The sequence below is a fragment of the Dapis hubbardiae BLCC-M172 genome (assembly GCF_050016015.1).
Taxonomy (GTDB): domain Bacteria; phylum Cyanobacteriota; class Cyanobacteriia; order Cyanobacteriales; family Microcoleaceae; genus Trichodesmium.
The window spans coordinates 23517-46796 of the sequence record NZ_JBNHEQ010000073.1; the positions used below are offsets into that span (position 1 = coordinate 23517).

The 23280-nt window shown below is 32.8% G+C and carries 13 protein-coding genes; 8 read left to right on the forward strand and 5 right to left on the reverse strand.

The features are described from left to right. Positions 1-61: 61 nt before the first annotated feature. The 4 genes from ACP6PK_RS07620 to ACP6PK_RS07635 form a co-directional block, all read right to left on the reverse strand. Positions 62-532, reverse strand: a complete 471-nt coding sequence (locus ACP6PK_RS07620) for an RES family NAD+ phosphorylase (protein ID WP_094673025.1) — start codon at positions 530-532, stop codon at positions 62-64. A 412-nt stretch (positions 533-944) separates the two neighbouring features. Beyond that, positions 945-1424, reverse strand: coding sequence for a type II RES/Xre toxin-antitoxin system antitoxin (parS, locus tag ACP6PK_RS07625; protein ID WP_094673024.1), 480 nt, complete (start codon positions 1422-1424; stop codon positions 945-947). 700 nt (positions 1425-2124) lie between these two features. Further along, positions 2125-2409 carry a DUF427 domain-containing protein gene (locus tag ACP6PK_RS07630; RefSeq protein WP_094673022.1) on the reverse strand — a complete coding sequence of 95 codons (285 nt, stop codon included), beginning with the start codon at positions 2407-2409 and terminating at the stop codon, positions 2125-2127. A gap of 691 nt (positions 2410-3100) precedes the next feature. After that, positions 3101-3448 (reverse strand): hypothetical protein, encoded by a 348-nt coding sequence (locus ACP6PK_RS07635; protein ID WP_426559103.1) that lies wholly within the window; start codon positions 3446-3448, stop codon positions 3101-3103. Between the two features lie 719 nt (positions 3449-4167). On the opposite strand from ACP6PK_RS07635, the gene ACP6PK_RS07640 reads away from it, so the two are divergent. Beyond that, complete coding sequence (locus ACP6PK_RS07640; RefSeq protein ID WP_426559104.1) at positions 4168-4914, forward strand: hypothetical protein; 747 nt, start codon at positions 4168-4170, stop codon at positions 4912-4914. Positions 4915-5584: 670 nt separating this feature from the next. On the opposite strand, the gene ACP6PK_RS07645 is transcribed toward ACP6PK_RS07640, so the two are convergent. After that, the gene (locus ACP6PK_RS07645; RefSeq protein WP_426559105.1) at positions 5585-7045 is read right to left on the reverse strand and encodes a tetratricopeptide repeat protein; all 1461 of its coding nucleotides are present in this window, start codon (positions 7043-7045) and stop codon (positions 5585-5587) included. Positions 7046-8280: 1235 nt separating this feature from the next. Between ACP6PK_RS07645 and ACP6PK_RS07650 the strand changes: the two genes are divergently transcribed. The 7 genes from ACP6PK_RS07650 (at position 8281) to ACP6PK_RS07680 (ending at position 23131) form a co-directional block, all read left to right on the forward strand. Beyond that, complete coding sequence (locus ACP6PK_RS07650; RefSeq protein ID WP_426559106.1) at positions 8281-10410, forward strand: sulfotransferase family protein; 2130 nt, start codon at positions 8281-8283, stop codon at positions 10408-10410. Positions 10411-10520: 110 nt separating this feature from the next. Then, a complete protein-coding gene (locus tag ACP6PK_RS07655; RefSeq protein WP_426559107.1) occupies positions 10521-12059 on the forward strand; it encodes a class I SAM-dependent methyltransferase in 1539 nt (512 codons plus the stop codon). A 134-nt stretch (positions 12060-12193) separates the two neighbouring features. Beyond that, entirely contained in the window at positions 12194-13813 is a 1620-nt protein-coding gene (locus tag ACP6PK_RS07660; protein WP_426559108.1) for a sulfotransferase domain-containing protein, read from the forward strand. Positions 13814-13919: 106 nt separating this feature from the next. After that, the gene (locus ACP6PK_RS07665; RefSeq protein WP_426559109.1) at positions 13920-15779 is read left to right on the forward strand and encodes a hypothetical protein; all 1860 of its coding nucleotides are present in this window, start codon (positions 13920-13922) and stop codon (positions 15777-15779) included. 108 nt (positions 15780-15887) lie between these two features. Then, on the forward strand, positions 15888-17765 hold the full coding sequence (locus ACP6PK_RS07670) for a glycosyltransferase 61 family protein (RefSeq protein ID WP_426559110.1): 1878 nt from the start codon (positions 15888-15890) through the stop codon (positions 17763-17765). 62 nt (positions 17766-17827) lie between these two features. Beyond that, a complete protein-coding gene (locus tag ACP6PK_RS07675) occupies positions 17828-21253 on the forward strand; it encodes a glycosyltransferase family 92 protein (protein ID WP_426559111.1) in 3426 nt (1141 codons plus the stop codon). 33 nt (positions 21254-21286) lie between these two features. Continuing rightward, entirely contained in the window at positions 21287-23131 is a 1845-nt protein-coding gene (locus tag ACP6PK_RS07680; RefSeq protein ID WP_426559112.1) for a methyltransferase domain-containing protein, read from the forward strand. Positions 23132-23280 lie beyond the last annotated feature (149 nt).

Here is a 23280-nt window from a genome sequence, read left to right on the forward strand (position 1 = left end):
TCCTCCGCAGGAGGCTAACTGAAATGATTCCTAAGAACAAGCAAACTTTAGCAAAAATTTATCAAACTGATATAATATTACGGTCTAAGATAAAAGGCTGAGGTGGAGCAATTGAAATTTTCTCAAAATCTGGATGTAAAGGATTAATCAAATAATTATATTCTTGAGGAATAATAGCAGAAGGAACCCTCAAAACTGCTGTACTTTTAGAAGTCAACCATTTATCTCCAATAGAGGCTAAAGCTTCCGGTGGAGAAGTATCACGCCAGTTATGAGGTAATAGAGATTCATCTACTTGTTTAATTGGAAAATTATCAGGAATTCTTACACTAATAGATACAAATATATTACCAAAATTTTCTATTTCCATGCAAACTAAAGTTTCTAATGCAGCTAGAGATAATGTTGCTGAAGTATAAATTAAGGATGTTCCTTTAGAATTCCAACGACCTCTACTACGACTATAAGCTTCACCTGTCAAAGCAATATCAATGTATTTTTTATGAGATATTCGCCATATTGTCAAACTCATAATTTTTCTATTTTTAACTACTATTACTTGGTAAGTATTTCCTGCGGAATGCTGCGCAAACAGCTATTAGCACTCAGCAGTCAGCTCCTAGATTTTTAATGAATGAAGACAGCATTTTTTTTATTCTACTAAATTTTCAACCACAAATCTGAGTTATTAACTCATATAATTTGTGGCAGTAAATTATATATCTATCTCAAAAGCTGTTAGCGCAGCTCCTCCGCAGGAGGCAAGAGGCTAGCTGACTGCTGAGTGCTTACATTACTTTAATAAAAAGGCAGGGTTTATAGTGATTTTTTTGTTGTTAAAAATCACTATTCAATTACCTGTTAGTAATTAAAAACCCACCTATTTATATTGGTTTTTATTAATAACTAATAACTATTAGCCATTAATAATCAATCATCAATAATTAACTATATACTCCATACTCTATTTTATTCAAAAGTTCATCTACTTGTTGTGTGCCTGCATCTGTATCTAATAGTTCTAAAGGAGTTTTTCCAGCCAAGGCACGATTTGATTTTTTCAGCCAATCTCTTGCTGTTTCCACATTTTCAAATACATCTAATGTGTGTGCAAAAATTCTGGCAATACGATAAAGTCTATCTGACTCTGAAAGATCGAGAGGTTTCTGATCTTTCTTACGCCTAGATATAGTCCTTTCGGAAGTTGCTAATAAAGCTGCCATTTGTGACTCAGAAATACCACAATATTCTGCTACTTTAATCACAGAAATTATTGAAAATCCCTGACGAATTATACTGACTATTTGCAGTTCTTGGGGCAATTCCAAAACATTTTTAGGTATTCTGTCAAATCCTAAAATTTGATAGATTCTAGGGATGGGTTCAGTTTCTGAGTTCTGAGAAACTTGATCTGGGAATAACATCTGGACATCCTCTAAAAGTCACCTGTCTAATATTATAAAGTCAGATGTCTTAAAATTGGGAAATTTTATTTTAGAGATGATTAATAAATTAAATATTAAAGGAACTTCTCAAATATAATTGCGAGGGAGAGAACTGAAGGAGGAATCATAAATAGTTGAGCCAATTATTACCCCAATAGCAATCTTTTGTATAAAAGTCAAGTTTGACATTGCATCGGCTAATAACATTTTATTAAAGCTTAACTTGTTGAATCACCGTCTTGCAACGATCGTATCAGACTCTATTTATATCATCTTGATATATTAGCTCTTAGACTAAATGGTTAAGGATTTAATTTTTGTAAATCTAGAGACCAGAGCCAAAAAATAGCAGGATTAGGAAGATAAGAAAAAGTATAAAAATGAGGCCGTCAGAAACCATTTTCCTTGTTAGTAATAATTAGAATAATTGGGATATCTAGAAAATTAAGGAACCCCACAAATTAATATCGCTTCAGAGGCTATTATTCCACAAAGAGTAAGAAAAAACATAGTTTGCTCTTGTTATTGTTTTGTGGATAAATAATTAGAATGATTGTGGCCAATTTTTCTCCATAGTGCAGAATGGCGGAAATAACTGACCAGTTACAAAATCCTAAAAGCCTTACTAATCAATACTTTTGACTTTTTAATTTTGAGTTTTAACTTCCGCGTAGCGGCACTAGGTTTCTATTTGTACAGGAGGATAAAAGGCCACATAGTTTTGAATCTTTTTGGCTTTTTCTTTGGGATTAGGATAATACCAAGCACCATCTTTATTCACTTTACCATCGACTTCAATATTGTAGTAGCTCGCATTACCTTTCCAGAAACAGTTAGTATGGGTATTGCTTTCTTTGAAATATTCACGGTTGACTGTATCTGGTGGGAAATAATAATTACCTTCGACAATTTCACACTTATCGCTCTGTGCTAAAACAACCCCATTCAAAATAGCTGTTGCCATTAGTTTTTCCTAAATTTTAGTAATCCGCCTACTATAATAGCAAATATTGAAGTTTTGGAAATAATAGTGAAGTCCCCAAAAGCAAACGTTGTCCTGCACTATTATTTTTGCGGCCCCTGATTTGAACTATAAACCCTAATATGTGCAAATATTCCCAAGATTACTCTGATCAAGGGTACAAATTTTTTTACTATTTTTCATATCTTGATATCAAATCCGCTAGGGTTAAGTATAAAAAAATGTTCCATTTTCAGCTATTGCCATATTTCTAGATATATCCATCTCCCCACACTTCCCACACTCTATTATCTAATTACACCGATGCTACCAGATTTGATATGATTCAGCAAGCCTACTACAATAAAAAAAATGCAGCTTGAATAAGCTGCAAAGTTAAGGAAAACCGTTGTGTTTCTCTGAGGAAAATTTAATAAAGTAATAAAAAAAATACTGAAAGTATTAGAGTAGACTGGAGTCAAATTTTTAATAGTCTTCGTTAATTGAATTTATATTTTAATATTATGTGGAAAGAGATAAAATGTAAGTGATTTATGCCATAGGTAAATTGTGATTTTCATCAATGATAAGATTGATAATATATGGGATAATATGTGATGACAAACATTAAAACTAGCAATGCAGATAACCGATAAGTTTTGCTACCTGCAATAACAGTATTTTTTCACAATAATTAATTTTTTGAGTTGTTGATAGATGTGTTGCTTCTGGCATCTTCTATTACATCAATTTTAGCCTTAAGTAAGGATAAATCTGTTGTCACAAATCTCTTGTTAGTAACCAGATCGTAAGCTTCCCACTCTTCGGAAAAGTCTACATCTTGCCAAATAAACCAATCTCGGTAAATTTCACCTTCGTCAATATCGCCACATAAACCTAACCAATCATCTCCATCAAAATAATCTACTGTTGATGCTATTAAGTCAAGCCACGCAATAGTGATACAAGAATCTGTATTAGTATCAGCAACAAAGGAGGAAGACTGGAGGTTAACTTGTTCGAGACAGAAGTTAGATGTCATTGTTAAATTCCTTGATTAACTCTATGCTTTAACTGTAGGAACTTTGCTCTCCAAATAGTGATATATATATGCCACTATTCTAATCGCAACATCTTAGACATCAGGCGAATCCCATATTTTACTGTTAATATCGGAAAGCAGGATTATCCTAAAAGTAGACACTTCAAAAATTGGCACTGATATAGCACTACCGGCAAGTTAAAAGTCAAAAGTTAGATATCTCCAAAAATAAAAAATCAAATCAATTATCGATTAGAAACCGTTAATTATTTCTCCCTACTAGACTGACACACCTTAAATGGTGCATTAGATGTAGGTTAGGTTGTTTGCGTTAGCATTGCGAAGCATGGAACGTAGCTTGCTTCTCCGCAGGAATAACCCAACAACAGTCTTTCTCCCGTAGGGACGTTGCATGCAACGTCCCTACCCTACTCCCCTACTCTCTAATGCACAGTTTTAGCTGTGTCGGTCCACTACTCCCTCTTTTCTGGAGATGTCTATTCACTTCAGGAAGATAGCAACTTTTTCAGGAGCTTAAGGGAGTTAGACAAAAGCTATAGAATGAAAAAAAATCCTTACAAGTCTAATCAAATTAGGATTTGAGCAATTTTTTCCTGTTTGAGTAAAAAAAAATTTTTAACTACCTAAAATGCTCTACAGTCTTTAACCCTGAGAGGATATCTTGATAATTAAGAACAATTATTTTTGAGGTGTTAAAAATGCTGAATATTAATAAGATTAAAACAAATATAGTAGCGATCGCCACAGTAGCTATAACTATTTGTAGCAGTCCCCTAGCACTTGCGGAAAACTACACTAGAGAATTTGACGAACAAGGATATCTACGTCAAAATCCTGATGTAGCAGAGTTAGTAAGTCAAGGGAAATATCGGTCTGGTTACGAACATTATGTCAGATATGGGCAATATGAAAATCGTTCTGGTGCTTTTAAAACATTCAATGAACAAGAATATTTGCGACAAAACCCTGATGTAGCAGATGCTGTAAGCCGTGGTGAATTTAAGTCTGGTTACGATCATTATCTCAAACGTGGTCAATATGAAAACCGTTCTGGTGCTTCTAACCCATCACAACCTGAAACTTATGATAATTATAATCAGCCTTCTTTTGACAATAATAACTTGAGTTGTGAAAGTATAAATCGTAATTTCTCTCAGGAAGCATTTTTCCAAACAGAGAATAGAATTATCCACATTTGTCGATATCAAAATAGTAATAGATTAGTTTTATTTGAACGTAGGAATAGAGATAATTCTGGTTGGAGAAATTTTCCTGTAGAAGTTGCCTATAATGGTTTTGTCAATCCTCGTAGGGGCTATTTTATTAATGATAATGAATTTATTCGGAGACGAGGAAATCAAATGCTTTATAGAGAACAAGTTGTGAATAAATGGAGACATAATTGTCGCCAAACATCTCCTTACTCATCAGATAATACTTTTTAATTATATAGCTTTAATCTATCAGATAAAGTTAAAACTATTGTCTGTAAAATATTTCAGTTTTATCAATTTCCTAACACTTTTTTGTAGTTCTTCTGATAAATTAAGATTAGACCTCTGGCAAAAGTTCAAAACTCCTACTTTGATAGTTCCTTACCTGACCAAATTTAAACACCAGGAATGTTATATTTTTTGAGACAATTTTAATTGTCTTATAGCAATGAATTTTTAAATATATTTGCTGTCCTCCTAAAAGCTACCACTCAGAACAAACTCAAGCAAAATTTTCTAAAATTAGAAGTCAGAAGTAAAAATTAAAAGTAAAATTTTCTGAAAAATTTATGAGGGATGACTTCATATTTATGAGTTTCCTAGATCGTGCTGCGCATTCATTTCGCGTAGGGAAACAAGAGCAGCAATAAAAGTTTCTATTAACTATTTTATCAGTAGTAAAAATATTAGTTAAATTATAAGCATTCAGCCGTCAACTAATAGCTTTGAGTTATTAACTTATTATCATAGCAAAGAAGTAATTAGCCTCTAAAGAAAGTTAAAAGTTATGTTTGCGTAGCATTCCGTAGGAAATAAAATTGGTCATCAGCCAACCTTATAATTGCTTGATTCTTTACAAAAGCTGTCTGCTGAATGCTAATAGCTGAATGCTTACGTTAAATTACTTTTGTTTTGCTTGTAATTTTTCTAAAGCTTGATGAGCGCTCCATAAATCTGGTTTAAGTTCAATAGCTTTTTTGAGAGAAGATATTGCTTGTTCATCTAAGCCTAAATTTGCCAAAGCTTCGCCCAAATGATAATGTACAACTTCCGAATTTGGATAAAGTTCAATAGCCTGACGATAAGAAGAAATAGCCTCATTCCATCTTTCTAACTTTGCTAAAGTATACCCTAATTTATGGTGCAAATCAGCAGCAGTAGGATTAAGACTTACCACCCGACGATAAGCAGAAATAGCCTCATCAATAAATCCTTGTTGTTCCATCATTTCTGCTAATTTCAGATGAGACTGAATTACAGTTTTATTCTTTTCCTGTTTTCTCGCCAATGCTTCCTGTAGATGCTGATTAAACTGTTGATTATCTGGATTAATTTCGACAGCTTTCTGATAACAATTTATCGCCTCATCCCACTTTTGCATTTCTGTTAATGCTTCTCCCAACTGCTCATAAACTATTGCCGAATTGGGATTAATTTTGATAACTTCACGATATTCAACCACAGCTTCATCCCACTGTTTTAGTTGGGCTAAAGCATGAGCAAAGTGATGATGAATTATTGCTGAATTTGGATTAAATTCAATTCCATTTTGATAGGCAGCCACTGCTTCTTGCCAACGTTGCAGTTTGGCTAAAGCTGTTCCTAAATGATGATAAATTTCTGCATTTTTGACATTTAGAGAGATAGCTTGCATACAAGCATTAATAGCTTCATCCCACCTTTGTAAGTTAGTTAAAGCAGAGCCAATATAATAGTAAGCCTCTGCTAAATGGGGGTCTAACTCCAGAGCTTGATTGTAATAAATAATTGCTTGTTCTATTTGACCAGCATTTTGTAGAACCTTGCCTAAACCTAAATGATATTCTGATAAATAGGGATTAATTCCAATAGCTTGATTGAAACTTTCTATAGCTTCATCCCACTGTTGTTGACTTGCTAATGCTTTACCTAAATATTGATAAGTTAAAGTTGTATTGGGGTCGATTTCAAGAGCGCGACGATAAGTAACTATCGCCTGATCAAATAATTCTTTTTTGGCTAAAGCTAATCCTAAACTCTGGTAAAAATTGGCAAAATCTGGATTAAGTTCAATAGCTTGACGTAGATAAATAATTGCCTCATCAAACCTCTTAAGTTTAATCATAATTTCTCCTAAGTTATAGTAAGACCAGGGAGAATTTTTCTGTAGTTGAATTGCTTGGTGATAGATATTTGCTGCCTCCTCTAAATTTCCTTGTAAACTGAGAGTTTCTCCTAGGTTTTGATAACCTACTACTGATTTAGGATTAAGTTTAATTACTTGGCGGTAAGCATCAGCAGCTTCGGCAAAGTTACCTTGCCTTAATAATTTATTCCCAAGATGAAGATAGTTAACACTGTTTTCTGTTGCTGTTGTTGACATTGTTGTGTAAAATTTCCTTGATTTAATATTGATAATTCGGGGTTGAGCTATCTTGCTCATTACCTCTTGAGATCCTACAGTATTTGGTATTCCTAAATATGAAAGAATATTGGTTGCTAAATCTCTTGTATTGTTAGAAGGGTAAGAGGAAATGAAATTTATATGACCTAGTTAACATCATAGAGGAAATGTTATCCTAAAAATTAATATAGAAGTTAAAAGTGATTGACAAATGTGCATGAATAATGGTAATAAAATAAAAAAATCATAGAACTCCTAATGTAGATGGACACAAAGGCAATTCTTGCAATTGCTTTCCTTTCTTAGGGAATCCTTTGCAAACATTCCCCTTTGCTTAATTCCCAATGAAATTTTACATTTAATTATACCTACCTACTGAGCTATGGCTAAACTCTAAACTGAAAAAAAATAGTAACTATTATCTCAGAAAATCGCTCAAATATTAGACTAACTTAAGTAAGCTCATCTTGCAGAGAAAAATAGTTATTAGCTAGAGAATTAATTTCTGAGCAAGTTAATAGCAATCTTCTAATTAGTTGTAATATTTTGGTGGTAGGGGCGAATTCGTTCCGAATGCTGTCGCAAACGCGTTTGCGCAGTATTCCGCAGGAATTAGCCCGTACAGGAGTCAGAATTTTTAAGGTTTTCAGCTCAAATTAATTATTATTAAAACTGTCACGACCAATTTAGGATTGCTATACTCAAAATTAATTATTTGAATAATGGGAAAAATCAAATTATATATTCATTAATGGATAATAGATAATGGATAATTAGAGTATATTTAGAGTTAGATAGAAATAGGGATAGATAAAATTAGAGATTTAAAAAAATATTTGATTATCAATTGTTTATTATAAATAATATCATGTTCGCTGGTATGGTCGCGTCGTGTAAAAGTTGGGAAAATATTTACCTTATCTAAGGTTTTTCCTTTACTGAAAAATAAAGGTTTAAACCCTCTAACTCGCCGTGGAGAAACAAGAAAAAATTTTCCTGTTCTTCAATCCTCTCCCTAAAAGGAAGAGGTAATTATCAATTATCAATTATCAATTATTGAATTATTCCTTCTTCCTTACCTTATCACTTGCAATACCCATGCTACCAGACATGATATTATCCATTATTAGGAGACTCTTTAAACCTTTGGGAATTAATTAGAAATCATCAATTTGTAAATACTAATCTTAAGTAAAACATAATCAAAATCTACTATGATGCAAAAAACAGAAAAATCAACTCTAATTATTAGCAGTATGCACCGTTCAGGAAGTTCCTTAACAGCTTCTATCCTCCAAAGCGCAGGTTTGCATATTGGTCGAAAATTAATGGAGGGAACAGACTACAATACTAAAGGATATTTGGAAAATCTAGACTTCTATGAATTTCATAAACAAGTATTACAATCCCAAGGTATAGATGGGGATGGATGGACTTTACAAGAAAAAATATATATAGAAGAAAACTTTCAAGAAAAAGCTAAAGAAATTATCGCCAAAAATTCAATAAGTGGTAGTTGGGGATGGAAAGAACCCCGCACAACTTTGTTCCTAGATTTTTGGGCAGAACTGCTACCAAATGCCAAATTTATATTAATTTATCGTTCTCCTTGGGAAGTAGTTGACTCTCTATATTCTTGGCAAGATGAAATATTTAAAAGTCAACCAGAACTAGCAGTAAAATCATGGTTACACTACAATCAAAAAATTATTGATTTTTATAATTATGCCGCTAATCGTTGCCTGTTAATAAATATTCAAACAATAATTAGTAACCAAGAAGCATTTATTGAAAAAATTAATCAAAAATTTAAGACAAACTTGAATAATCCGGCTGTAAATGTTTACGACCCATCATTATTTAATAATCGAGTATCAACAGAAAGTCATAGACCTACTATTATAGATTATTACTTTCCTGAAGCTATAGAAATGTATCAGGAATTAGAAGCAAGAGCATGGAATCCAGAGGATGAAATACCAGATTTTTCCTGGCAGGAATTAATTAAATCATCTCCCTATAGAATTTGGGCGTTTCAAGACTGGATGAATTTATCTAATTTAGAAAAGCAAAATAAAATTATACTAGCAGAACTAGAAAAATATAAAAATCAATATGAACAAAGTCAGTTAGAACTAACCGAAGCCAAGTCTCAGTTAATAGAAACAGGAGATGAGTTAGAAAAAAATGTTACTCAATTAGATGCCACAGAAACAAAATTATTAGAATCTCAAAAACAACTCCAAAACACAGAAAAAATATTAGAAGAAACACAGGATAAACTTGAAAAACTTCAAGAGATTGAAACACAATTTGAACAAACAGAAAATGAACTTGCTACAGCTAAATCACAGCTAAATCAAACTCAAACTGAACTAAGAGAATATCAGTCAAAACTAGAGCAGACAGAAAGTGAATTAAAAAAATCTCAAGAAACAGAAAAAGGATTTATACAAATCAAATCTCAGCTAAATCAAACTCAAGCAGAATTAGGACAATATCAGTCACAACTACATCAAACTCAAGAAGAATTAGAACAATCTATATATAAACTTCAACAAACAGAATCATTGTATCAAAAATCTCAATCTCAGTTAGAGAAAACAGCAGAATTATTGGAGAAATCCAATTTGGAAAATAAACAAACAAAAGTAGAATTAGGACAAACAAAACAGAATTTATATGAAAGTACAAATAAATTACTAACTTATAAATATCAACTACATCAGACTCAGGAAGAGTGGGAAAAATCACAGTATGAGTTTCAGCAGACAGAAAAATTAATACAAGAATCTCACTCTCAATTACAACAAACAAAAGCCTTATTAACAGAGTTTCAAACTCAGCTACATCAAACTGATGAAGAACGGGAAAATAAGCAAATGCAACTACAAGAAACTCAAGCAGTATTGCAAGAAGTTCAGACTCAATGGCGGAAGACAGAAGTATTATTGCAACAGTCTCAATCTCAACAACAAAACTTGCAGAAAGAATTAGTAAAAACTAAGTCAGAATTAGAAAAATTACAATATCAGCAAGCTATTTTGAGTAATTCAAAATCAGAGGGTCAAACAGAATATAAATTGTTAATATGGGAAGCATGGTATGCTTATCAAAATAATAATTTAGCAGAGATGCAAGAGCGCCTTCAGAAATCTTTGAAATATACAGAAAATTCTCGGACAGAAATAGTAATGGATTGGTTAGATAATTTTGCTAATTTCTCTCAGACAAAAGGTATAGAGTTTGATAGTGAAAAACTGACAAATTCTGAAGAATGGCAGAAGTTGATGAAGCGGACAATGAAAATTAAGCAAAAAGTTTTGGTAGGTAGCGATCAATAAATAGGTATTTGAAAAAATGAAGGATTAGGATAAAGTATAATTAGGAAAATATGATTTTAGTGAGTAATTTGTAATTAAGTTTGTTTTAATAATTAAAAGGAAGTAAATTAATGGCAGCAACAATAGAAAAAAAATTAGAAGAAACTCAACAGGAGTTGGATCAAACTAAGTCTGAGTTGCATGATGTGAGGGAAGAGTTGGAGCGATCGCAATCTCAGTTAGATGAGGTATTAGGAGAGTTGGAGCAAACTCACTTTGACTTACATCAGTTAAAAGAAAAGGGAGAACAACAGCATTCCGAGTCTGACTCAGAAGTTAAGCAGGAGTTGGAGGAAACTAAAAGCAAAATAGAAAAAGAATTAGAAGAAACTCAGGCGAAGTGGCAACACACTCAACGAGAACTGGATCAAACTAAGTCTGAGTTGCATGATGTGAGGGAAGAGTTGGAGCGATCGCAATCTCAGTTAGATGAGGTATTAGGAGAGTTGGAGCAAACCCACTTTGACTTACATCAGTTAAAAGAAAAGGGAGAGCAACAGCATTCCGAGTCTAACTCAGAAGTTAAGCAGAAGTTGGAGGAAACTAAGTCTAAGTTCCAGGAGACTGAGCATCTGTTAGAGCAGTCGCAGTCACAGTTAGATGAGACGATGGGAGTATTAGAGGAGTATCAGTTTCAGATGGAAAAGACGATGGCGACTTTGGAAGAGTCGCAAGGGAAATTGCAGCAGAAACAAGAGGAGTTGGAGCAAGTTAAGGGAGAGTTAGCACAGAAGGAGTCGGGGTCAGAATCAAATTTAAAGAAAGAGTTGGAGGAAACTAAGTCTAAGTTGCGCGAGACTGAGCAGTTGTTGAAGCAGTATCAGTCGCAACTTGTTAATAGTGAAGGTGTTGTAGAAAAATATTTACAAACTCCTGCTACAATTCAAGATAAGTCAACTTTTAAAATTTCTAAGAATATGCCAACTAGAAGTCGAAGCGATCGCCTCAACAAACTTGCTACTATAAATCAATCATCTAGATATCTAGAAATAGGAGTCTCAAAAGGTACAACTTTTAACGCGATCAAGATCGAGAATAAAGTAGCTGTCGATCCAAAGTTCTTATTTAATCAGGATAAATATGCCAACGACAAAGTGGTTTTCCGGGAAGTTTCTAGTGATGAATTTTTCAGAAGTTATGCCAAAGACTTTGAGTCATTTGATTTAATTTACTTAGATGGTCTCCATACTTTTGTACAAACTTTTCGAGACTTTTGTGCTTCTCTTGCTTGCGGACATTCAAAAACTATTTGGTTGATTGATGATACTTTTCCAGGAAGCTATGCTCAAGCACAATCATCATTAAAGCGTTGCCGACAGATTCAGAAATTTTCTGGAGAAAATGATGGTAGTTGGATGGGTGATGTCTTTAAGATAGTTGCTGCGATTAATGATTTTTTTCCCCAGTATAGTTTCGCAACTTTCCCCGATCATGGACAAACTGTTGTATGGAAGAAGTGGAGAGCAGATTTTGAGCCTATATGGAATAACTTAGAAACCATCACTAGGCTGGAATATTCTGATTTTGTCGAACTACAAAGTACATTGTTCAAAAGAGAGCCATACGACAATATCTTTGAAAGAATTAGGCATGACTTTAGTGAATCATAGAGTTAATAATTAATAATGAAGAGGCAACAATAATTTTCCAAATATTATCAATTTTTTCTGCCACTGTAAATCAAATATAAATTATTGAATTAAAGACAATATCTAAAAATATAGAGAGGTTTAATAATATCCATATGACTTTACCTAGTTTTATCATCATAGGCGCTCAAAAGTGTGGTACAACTTCATTATATAACTATATGATTGAGCATCCACAAATTTTACCCGCATCAATGAAAGAATTGCATTTTTTTAACTGGCGTTCTAAACAGGAAGACACAAAAACAGTAGATTGGTATTTATCTCAGTTCCCCACAATTCCTCATGGAAAAAATCTCATAACTGGAGAAGCTACACCAGATTATTTAATAGATCCACATACTCCCCAGAGAATGTTTAATTTACTACCAGATGTTAAATTAATTGTGCTGCTCAGAAATCCTATAGATAGAGCAGTATCTCATTATCATCATAATCGAGGAATTAGTAAAAAACGAGAACCTTTACCTTTCAGAAAAGCCATTGAAAAAGAACCAGAAAGATTAAATATAGAAAAAGAAAAACTCATCTCTGATGAAAATTATAGAAGTTTATTTCATCGAAACTATAGCTATTTAGAAAGAGGTATTTACATTGAACAATTAGAAAACTGGATGAGTATTTTTCCGAGAGAACAGTTCTTAATTATCAAAAGTGAAGATTTTTACGCTAATCCAAATATCACACTAAAAGAAGTATTTGAATTTTTGGGATTGCCTAATCATCAAGTAAAAAATAATAGGAAATACAATGAACGATCTTATCAGCCAATAGATGAAAAAATGCGCTCTACTCTTGCCGAGTATTTTCAACCTTATAATCAAAGACTAGAAGAGTATTTAGGGGTGAAATTTAATTGGGCAATGAGTCCATATCCAGAGCCAAATCCAGCACATAATTTACAACAAAAGCAACATATATCTCTATCTAATTTAGCTTGTAAATTAGATAACTATCAGTCTCAATTAGAAAAAATAAAGTCAAGCAATGAAAGTTCAAAGACAAAGAGTAATAATAGTATAGTTTTCAATCGTCGGAGCGATCGCCTCAATCAACTTGCTACCATTAATCAATCATCCAAATATCTAGAAATAGGGGTATCTGGGGGGATAACTTTCAACGCAATTAATATCAAAAATAAAGTAGCGGTCGATCCTAAATTCAGATTTAACACCAAAGAATATGCCACTGAAAATGTAGTTTTCCTAGAAGTTACTAGCGATGAATTTTTCAGAAATCATGCTCACTATTTCCAGCGGTTCGATTTGATTTACTTAGATGGTCTGCACACGTTTGAGCAAACTTTTCGTGATTTTTGTGCCTCTGTATCTTTATCTCATCCAAAGACGATTTGGTTAATTGATGACACTTGTCCAGGAAGTTATGCTCAAGCTCAGTCATCACTTAAGTATTGTAACAAGTTAAAGCGAATTTATCAAGAAAAAGGTGGTGCTTGGATGGGTGATGTGTTTAAAGTTGTTGCTGCGATGCATGACTTTTTTCCTCAGTTCAGTTTTGCCACTTTCCCCGAACATGGACAAACTGTGGTCTGGAATGAGTGGAGAAAAGATTTTCAGCCGTTATGGAATTCTTTGGAAGCTATCAGTCGATTAAAGTATTTGGATTTTTTAGAACTACAAGAAACTTTATTTAAAAGAGAGCCATACAAGAAGATTTTTGACAAAGTTAAATATGCCTTGAATTCATCCTCATAAAATTAGGTATGGAGTTAAAATTTTAAGAAAATACTGAATTAGTTCAAGTTTTTAGCATCAATGTGGTAGCCATTTAATTTCAATGAATAGCATAGAAAAAAATCGATTGTTTACAATACAAAATGCAATTGTTAAACGAATTCAGAGAAAAAATAAAAAGTGGGTTGGAGGTGTTGTCTTTCCGGAGAATATGCCTGAAATATTCCGTCATCGACGAGGCGGTAGCTCGGCTCAACTAGAATATATGGACTTGCAAGTACAAGTTAATCAACAAATTGATAATTTAAAATTCTATCCAGGTACATATATTTATGCAGGTCCTTTTCATCAACACTTTGGACACGCTTTAACTGAAAGTATTCATCGCCTGTGGCCATTCAAAAGCAATATCTCTGATCGTATTGTTTTTGCTGTATCACTAGAATTCAATGCCAAGCTGATTAACTATACTCCTCCTCAATGGTTTATTCAAATCTTGGAGATACTAGAAATACCTATAGATAAGTGTATTTGGGTAAGAAAAGATTGTATTTTTGAAGAGCTAATTATTCCAGAACCTGGTAGTGAGTTAGCATTAGGACCTAAAAATTGGTATCGTTCCTATTTAGAGAAGCTACAGCAAAGGATTTTTGATGCTACCCATCACTTGAGAAAAGAGCTAGGAGAATTAAAGCTTTTTTTGGGCAGAGATCATATTTCTTTAGGTGAATATACCGCTGGTGAAAAGTATTTGAAAAATTTATTGGTTAATGAAGGTTATATCTCCTTCCAGCCAGAAAATTATCATGTACTTGAACAAATTGCTTATTTGATCGGTGCAAAAAAAATCATATTTAGTGAAGGTAGCGCTATATATTCCCTGGAACTTATCAACTATTTAGACGCTGATATTGCTTGTATTCCTAGAAGAGCAAAAAACCGACTTTACTATCCACATATCTACAGTAAATGTCGGAATTATATTGTAGCTGGGAATGGTTATGATCTCTTAACATTGGGAATAGGTAGAAGAGATAACATCAAAAAAATACCTATCAATAAAAACCCATACCAACTAATTGAATCACTGAGAAATTATAATTTTGCCTCCCTGAAAGACTGGGATGAAGAAGAGTTTTTAGCTCAAGAAAGGTGTGATATTATGACATATATTTATCAGGTACACACCAGATTTAAAAAAATTGAAACAGTCCATTATTTAGAACTTTTAGAAAGGTATTTACAATTGCGGATAAACCGAAATAAAATTGCAAATTACGAGAATCATAATTCTAATCCTATAATTATGAAAAGTAGTAGAGATCGCCTCAACCAACTTGCCATAATTAATCAATCATCTAACTATTTAGAAATAGGAGTATGTCAAGGAGCAACTTTCAATGCAATTAATATCAAAAATAAAGTAGCTGTCGATCCGAAATTTAAGTTTAATATCAATAAATATGCCAATAACAATATAGTTTTCCTAGAAGTTAATAGGGAGAATTTCTTCAGGAATTATGCCAAAAGGTTTGAGCCATTCCAGCTAATTTACTTAGATGATGTGCATACCTTTGAGCTAACTTTTCGTGACTTTTGTGCCTCTCTTTCTTTTGCTAATACAAACACTATTTGGTTAATCAATAATACTTGTCCAGGAAGTTATGCTCAAGCTCAACCATCATACCAAAATTGTGCAAGATTAAAGAATTTTTCTCAAGAGAAAGGCGGAGCTTGGATGGGTGATGTGTTTAAGGTTGTTGCTGCTATCCATGATTTTTTTCCTCAGTTTAGTTTTGCGACTTTCCCCGATCATGGACAAACTGTTGTCTGGAATAAATGGAGAAAAGATTTTCAACCAAAATGGAATTCCTTGGAAACTATCAGTCGGCTAGAGTATTTGGATTTTGTAGAAGTACAAGAAACTTTATTTAAAAGAGAGCCATACGATCAGATTTTTGAAGGTATTAAATCCTCACTAACTTAATTCTCTTAAATTTTATTTCTGTGTTGGATCCAGAATTTAATTGATAGTTTAGGTGACAAAAATATATGATATATCTATTTTTGTACGTTACTCTGAATCAAGAATAAAATGGAAAATAATCGGATTTTTCAAATACAAAATGCTATTGTAAAACCAGTATCAAGTTTTAAACCTAGCGAGTGGTTTGGAGGTGTTGTCTTTCCCAAAGATATGCCAGGAAAATTCCGTCATCGACGTCCCAAAATCGAAAAAGAGATGAAATACCAAGACGTAGTAATGGAAGTTGATGCTGGTATTAACAATTCCAAATTCTATCCTGGTACATATATTTATGGAGGTTGTTTAAGTCCACACTTTGGACACGCTTTAACTGAAGGTATTCATCGTTTGTGGGCATTCAATACCAATATTCATGATGGTATTGTTTTTGGTGTTTTGCCAGCAAAAAATACCAATTATACTCCTACTCAATGGTTTGTTCAAGCTTTGGAGATTCTAGAAATACCTCTGAGTAAGTGTATTTGGGTGACAAGTGATTGTACTTTTGAAAATCTGATCGTTCCGGAACCAGGTAGTGAGTTAACATTAGGACCTAAAGATTGGTATCGTTCGTATTTAGAGAAGCTACAGCAAAGGATTTTAGATGCTACCTATCACTTGAGAAAAGAGCTAGGAGAGCTAAAGGTTTTTTTAGGTAGAAATCATATACCTTTTGGAGTCTATATTTCTGGTGAGAAGTATTTAGAAAGTCTGTTAGTTGATGAGGGTTATATCTCCTTGCAGCCAGAAAATCACTCTATGTTAGAACAGATTACTTATTTAATGAATGCAAAAAAAATCATATTTAGTGAAGGAAGTGCTATCTATTCCTTAGAATTTATTAACTATTTAGATGCTGAGATTGCTTGTATTCCCAGGAGACCAAACAACCAGCTTTACTATCCACATATATCTAGTAAATGTCGCAATTATATTGTTGCTGGAAATACTGACAATATCTTAACATTTGGAACTTATAAAAAAGATGGCACTAGGCAAATACTTATAAACAAACATCGATACCAAGTAATTGAATCTCTAAGAAAGCATAATTTTGCCTATCTCAAAGACTGGAATGAAGAAAAGTTCTTGGCTCAAGAAAGGTGTGATATTATGACATACATATATCAATTACACAAATCGTCAAAATCAGATTCCGCTCGTTATTTAGACATAATAGAAGGATATTTAAAAGTACGTACAAATACAAATGAAAGTTTAAATTCCCACAGCGATCATAAAAATATGGTTCTGAAAAGTCGGAGCGATCGCCTCAATGAACTTGCCACAATTAATCAATCATCTAACTATCTAGAAATAGGGGTGTCTAAGGGTGTCACTTTCAACGCAATTAAGCTGAAAAATAAAGTAGCCGTTGATCCAAAATTCCAATTAAACACCAAGAAATATGCCACTGAGAATATAGTTTTCCTAGAAATTACTAGCGATGAATTCTTCAGAAATTATGCCAAAAATTGGTCGCAATTCGACTTGATTTACTTAGATGGTCTGCATACCTTTGAGCAAACTTTTCGTGACTTTTGTGCCTCTCTTTCTTTAGCTCATGGAAAGACTATTTGGTTAATTGATGATACTTGTCCAGGAAGTTATGCTCAAGCTCAACCATCACTTCAGAATTGTGTCAAGCTCAGGGAAAATTCTCAAGAGAAATCAAGAAATTGGATGGGTGATGTATTTAAAATTGTTGCTGCTATCCATGATTTTTTTCCCCAGTTTAGTTTTGCGACTTTCCCGGATCATGGACAAACTGTAATCTGGAATCAATGGAGAAAAGATTTTCAACCAAAATGGAATTCCTTAGAAACTATCAGTCGGCTAGAGTATTTGGATTTTGTAGAACTACAAGAAACTTTATTTAAAAGAGAGCCATACGAGAAGATTTTTGAAAGTATTAAATCGGCAATTAATCCTAGTCAACTTAAATAAATATTTTAATAATTTTTATGACGCAAAATAGAGAAAAGTGCAAGTTAAGTATATGTGCAATCATGAAAAATGAAGGAGCATATCTATTAGAATGGTTAGAATTTCATCAATTAGTTGGCGTACAAAGGTTTTATTTATACAACAATAACAGTACGGATAATAGTCTGGATCTTGTTACTCCCTATGTAGATAAAAAAATAGTCGTATTCCATGAATGGCCTTTAAAAACAGGTCAGCAAATCCAAGCATATATTCACTGTTTAGAAAACTATAAAACAGAAAGTGAATGGATAGCATTTATAGATTTAGATGAATTTTTGTTCTCTACAAAAAAATCTAATTTACAAGAAATATTAGAAAAATTTGTTGAGTATCCAGCAGTAGGAGTAAATTGGTTAAATTTTGGTCCTTCAGGACATGAAAAACAACCGGAAGGGTTACAAATAGAAAATTATATTAGACGCTCAGAAGTCAGTTACGAAGCAAATAAACATATTAAGTCTATTGTTAGACCAGAGAAAGTAATTGCTCCTTTAAACCCTCACGAATTTTCTTACACAGATGGGTTATTAGCAGTTACAGAAAATTTTCAAGAGATCAATGGATTCATGTCTGAGACACATTCTGTAGAAAAACTGCGGATTAATCATTATACAACTCGTTCTAAAGAAGAGAGTAGAAAAAAAATGATGCGTGGTAGACCAACTACTCAGAAAAAGAGAGCTTGGTCTCATTTTAAAACAAGACATGAAGTATTTGACAGAGTAGAAGATTTGACGATTCAAAGATTTCTACCTCAGCTAAAAAAAAATATAGAAGCTAATTTAATAAATTTTAAAGCCACAACAAAAATGGAAAACAATACTCTAGTAAAAATCCTCAATATTAAAAATTTGGAACCAGTTTCAGAATATTTGTTTGGATGTCAAATAGTTAAACCAATAATAGAGGCAAAAATTAATACATACAGTATAGAAATTGCTGGTTGGGTTTTAGGAAAAAATGCTCCGGTAGAGACTGTAAGATTGATTAATCAAGGTAAAGTTATCCGTAAAGTTACTGTTAATAGAAATTCACCAGAAGCAACAAAAATATATCCCAAGAATTTGCTGGTTAAACAGTGTGGTTTTTCTACAATAGTAGGGTTGGCTGGATTACCACTAAAATCAGAAATAATAGTAGAAGCTATATTGCCAAATAATACTCAAGTTGCCATAGCAATTATAGAATTTGAGCGTTTAACTCCCCTCACTTCTAGTTATAAACCAATTTTACAACCATTAGCATTAACTTGTTTAGGACGTTCGGGAACAACCTGGTTAATGCGACTACTATCAGAACATCCAAATATTATTGTCAGTGGAGGTTATCCTTATGAAATACTATCTGCTCAATATTGGATACATTTATTTAAAGTTATTTCAGAGCCAGCTAATCTATTAGAATCTACTCCTAGATTACACGGTTTTGCTCATAAATTAAATTGGATTGGTCATCATCCTTGTTACGATTTTTCAAATGGTTATGAGAGCTTTTCATGGTTTGGAACTGACTATACAAAACAAGCAGCAAGTTTCTGCCAAGAAAGTATAGATAGATACTATCAAAATATCGCTAAAACTCAAGAAAAAACGGTCTCTTTAGAATCAGAAAAAATTACTTATTTTGCTGAGAAGTATCATGCAAATTTTCCACATATTTTCCAAAATTTATCGGAATTATATTCTAATTTTCGAGAAGTAATTCTAGTTAGAGACTTCCGAGATGTAGTTTGTTCAATGCTAGCTTTTAATGCTAAAAGAAGGAAAGATGGTTTTGGTTTAAAAAGACACAATAAACTAGAAGATTTTGTATATGAATTTGGTAAAAATTCTGTCATGCCTCTTTTAGAAAGATGGCGTAATAATTCTGAACAAGTACACTTAGTACGCTATGAAGATTTAATTCAGTTTCCAGTAGAAACATTGAGTGCTACGTTTGAGTATTTGGGATTAGAAAATTCACCAGAGATAATTAATAAAATTCTCGAAAAAGTCTCTCAAGATACAACTCAACTAGAAAGACATCAAACCAGTTCTAATCCTGAATCTTCTATAGGGCGTTGGGAACAGGAGTTGAGTCCTGAATTAAAAGCTGTATGTAATAATGTATTTGCAGAAGTATTGGTAGAGTTTGGCTACAGTAAAAATAGCGATATTCAGGGAACTGTAATTCCAGTTACTCAACCAAAAATACCCCATAAAAAGACTGAATCTATTAGGAAATTAATTGTGCCGATAGAAACAGGTGAAAATACAAAATATCTGGCAACATTAGGCAAGATAGATAAAGTTTTGATTGAAAGTCAAGTCTTGCAAATAGTTGGTTGGGTGTTTTTCCTAAATTCGATGCCAATTACAGGTTTTAAAGTTTCAGTAGACAATACTCAAATAGATAATATTAATATTGAACAAATATTTGGCTTGCCTACTCCTGGAGTCAAGAAACATCACCCACGGGTAAAAGGTGCAGCAAAGGCTAGATTTAAGTTGACAATATCTCTAAATGAAGACCAGATTGAACAATACAAAAACAGCTTAGTCGTTTTAACTCCAGAAAGTAATGGATTTGAAGGAAGTGTTTTGATTGGGGTGTTAAATTCTAATTTAAAAATTTTTCCAGGTGATGACATCAACACATTTGAAAAAATGATTCATCAACTTACCCATAATGCCTTGAAATGGTTAGGATATTTAATTCAAAGAGTGGGTATTAAACCAACTGATAGTATTCTTGATATTGGCTCTGGAGAAGGTAATATTTACTATGGTTTAGCTTATTACTTAACACCTAAAGGGCGTTATGAAGGTATTGATTTTTCAGAAAAAGTAATTGATTGGGCACAGCAAGAAATTACTTCCAGAAAGTCTAACTTTAACTTTCAATACTATGATATTTATCATCCTATTTATAATACTAAGGGAAATGTGCCTATGACAGAATTTATATTGCCCTATCCAGAAGCAAGTTTTGATGCGATTTGTATTAGTAATCTTTTTACTCATTTGTCTAGTATCGATCTGCGTCATTATCTTCATCAAATTCAGCGAGTTTTAAAAGTTGGAGGAAAGTGTTTATTTGCCTGTTTTTTAATTAATTCTGAATCTGAAAAATTAATTACTGATGGCAAGAGTTCTCAGCATTTAGTATATGAAGTAGAAGGTGGTTTTTGTTTAGATCCAGAACTGCCAGAAAAGACTTTAGGTTTTCAAGAATCTGTACTAATTGATTGGATAAAAGAAAGTGGCTTAACTATTGTCGGCAAATATTATGGTTCATGGTGTGGGCGCAAATCTTTTACTCATCAAGATTTACTAATCGTAGAAAAAAAAACTGAACTTAAATCAAAGTCATCTAACTACCAGGTAGTCTTGGAAAAATACAAGTCTAAACTAGAAAAAATCAAGGTTAAAATTGATGCCTCAAAATCTAAAATAAACCAGATTTAAGCACAATATTATTCTTCAATATTTAACCGAAAAATGAGTCAGATAAATCAACCTCACCTGCCAGAAGAAGTAAAAACAGAACTAATTTCGATTCATGTACCAAGAACTGCAGGCACTGCATTTAAGGAAGTTATTAGGCTGGTATATAGTTCAGAGGAAATTTTCTTTGACTATCCTCATAAAGGTCCGATTCGGAATCGGATGTTAAGCAAACCAAAACCAGAAGTGAAAATAATTCATGGTCATTTTCCTGCTCCAAAATATAATCAAAGATTTCCAGGAGCTAAAAAAATTATTTGGTTTAGGAATCCGATCAAGCGGTTGATTTCTTTTTACTTTTTTTGGAAAAGCTGGCAAATATTAGCAGCAAACGATCAGCAATATTTTGAAAATTTTCAAGAAGCTAATTTGAGTTTTATCGAATTTGCTGAAAAACCAGAAATGCAGAATCTAATCAAATTAAACTTTCTGCAAAATGATCAGCTAAAAAATTTTTATTTTATAGGGATTCAAGAATTTTTTGCGGAGGATTTACATGAACTCAAAATAATGCTAAATTGGCCAGATTATGAATTAGAAACTCAAAACACTAATCCCTATCCAGAATATAAGTTATTACTAAAAGAAGTATTATCTAATCAAGAAATAGTTGATAAAATATCAGCTCTAAATCACGAAGATATAGAAATTTATCAAGAAGCATTAAATTTGCGGGAGCAGCGGAAAAAAACATCAGAAATACAATACTATACTCAAAACAACTCTGGAAAAAAACACATTATCCATAAAAAACAAAAAGCTAACCCTTTACTTACTTGGGGTTATATTGATCAGATAATAATTAAAAATCAAGTTTTACGTTTATCTGGTTGGGTTGCTTCTCTGGATGCTGGTATTTTAGAAGGATTTAAAGTTTCTATTGGGAATCAAGAGTTTAGTTTCTTTGAAAAGACTCTGAATATACCTAGTCCAGATGTAGAGAAAGTTCACCCTAGTTTATCCGGTTCTGGTGATGCTAGATTCCGCATAAAAGTTCTTTTAAATCAACAACTAATTAATCAATTAAAGCATTCATTAATTGCTTTGAATCCTCAGTTTCAAGGCGGCGAAGGTATTGTGATATTGAAAGTATTAGAACCTCTTTTACCACTCCCTGAAGAGAAATATATAAAAACAACTGATATTAATGAAAGTGGTCAATTTATTCGTACTTCTTTCAAATTATTAGGAGGTTTAATTCAGAGATTAGGTTTACAACCGACAGACAATATTCTTGATGTTGGTTGTAATATTGGTACAGTTGCTTATGGCTTAGTTCATTACTTAAAACCTTCTGGTCGTTATGAAGGTTTTGATGTGGTAGAAAATTTTATTTCTTGGAGTCAAAAGGAAATTACGACTCGCAAACCTAATTTTAATTTTAACTGGCATAATATTTATCATTCTCTCTACAACCCTACTGGAAAAATATCTGCAAATAATTTTATTTTTCCTTATCCTGACCAAAGTTTTAATTGTGTTTGTATTTCCTACTTATTTACTCATTTACAAAGTTCTGAAGTTTGTCATTATCTTGATGAAGTATATCGGGTTTTACAAGCGGGAGGGAGATGTTTATTAATTTGCTTTTTAGTTAATTCTGAATCAGAAGAGTTGATTGCTAAAGGTAAAAGTTCTCAACAGCTTATTTATGAAATAGAGGATGGTTTTACTATAGATATTAATTTGCCAGAGAAAGGGATTGGGTTTAGGGAAAATATACTATTCAAATGGATAGAAGAACGAGGTTTTAATGTTCTAGAAAAATCTTATGGTTCTTGGTGTGGTCGGACTTCATCTATTAAGGAAGATTTGTTAGTTTTGGAAAAAGGTATTTAAGCTTTCAGCTATTAGCTGTCTATTACCTATAGAGCAATAATAAAATCATTTTCTTAAGCTTATGGGAGATGGAGGTGGATATGGGAATTTCTCTTCTATTACCTATAGAGCAATAATAAAATCATTTTCTTAAGCTTATGGGAGATGGA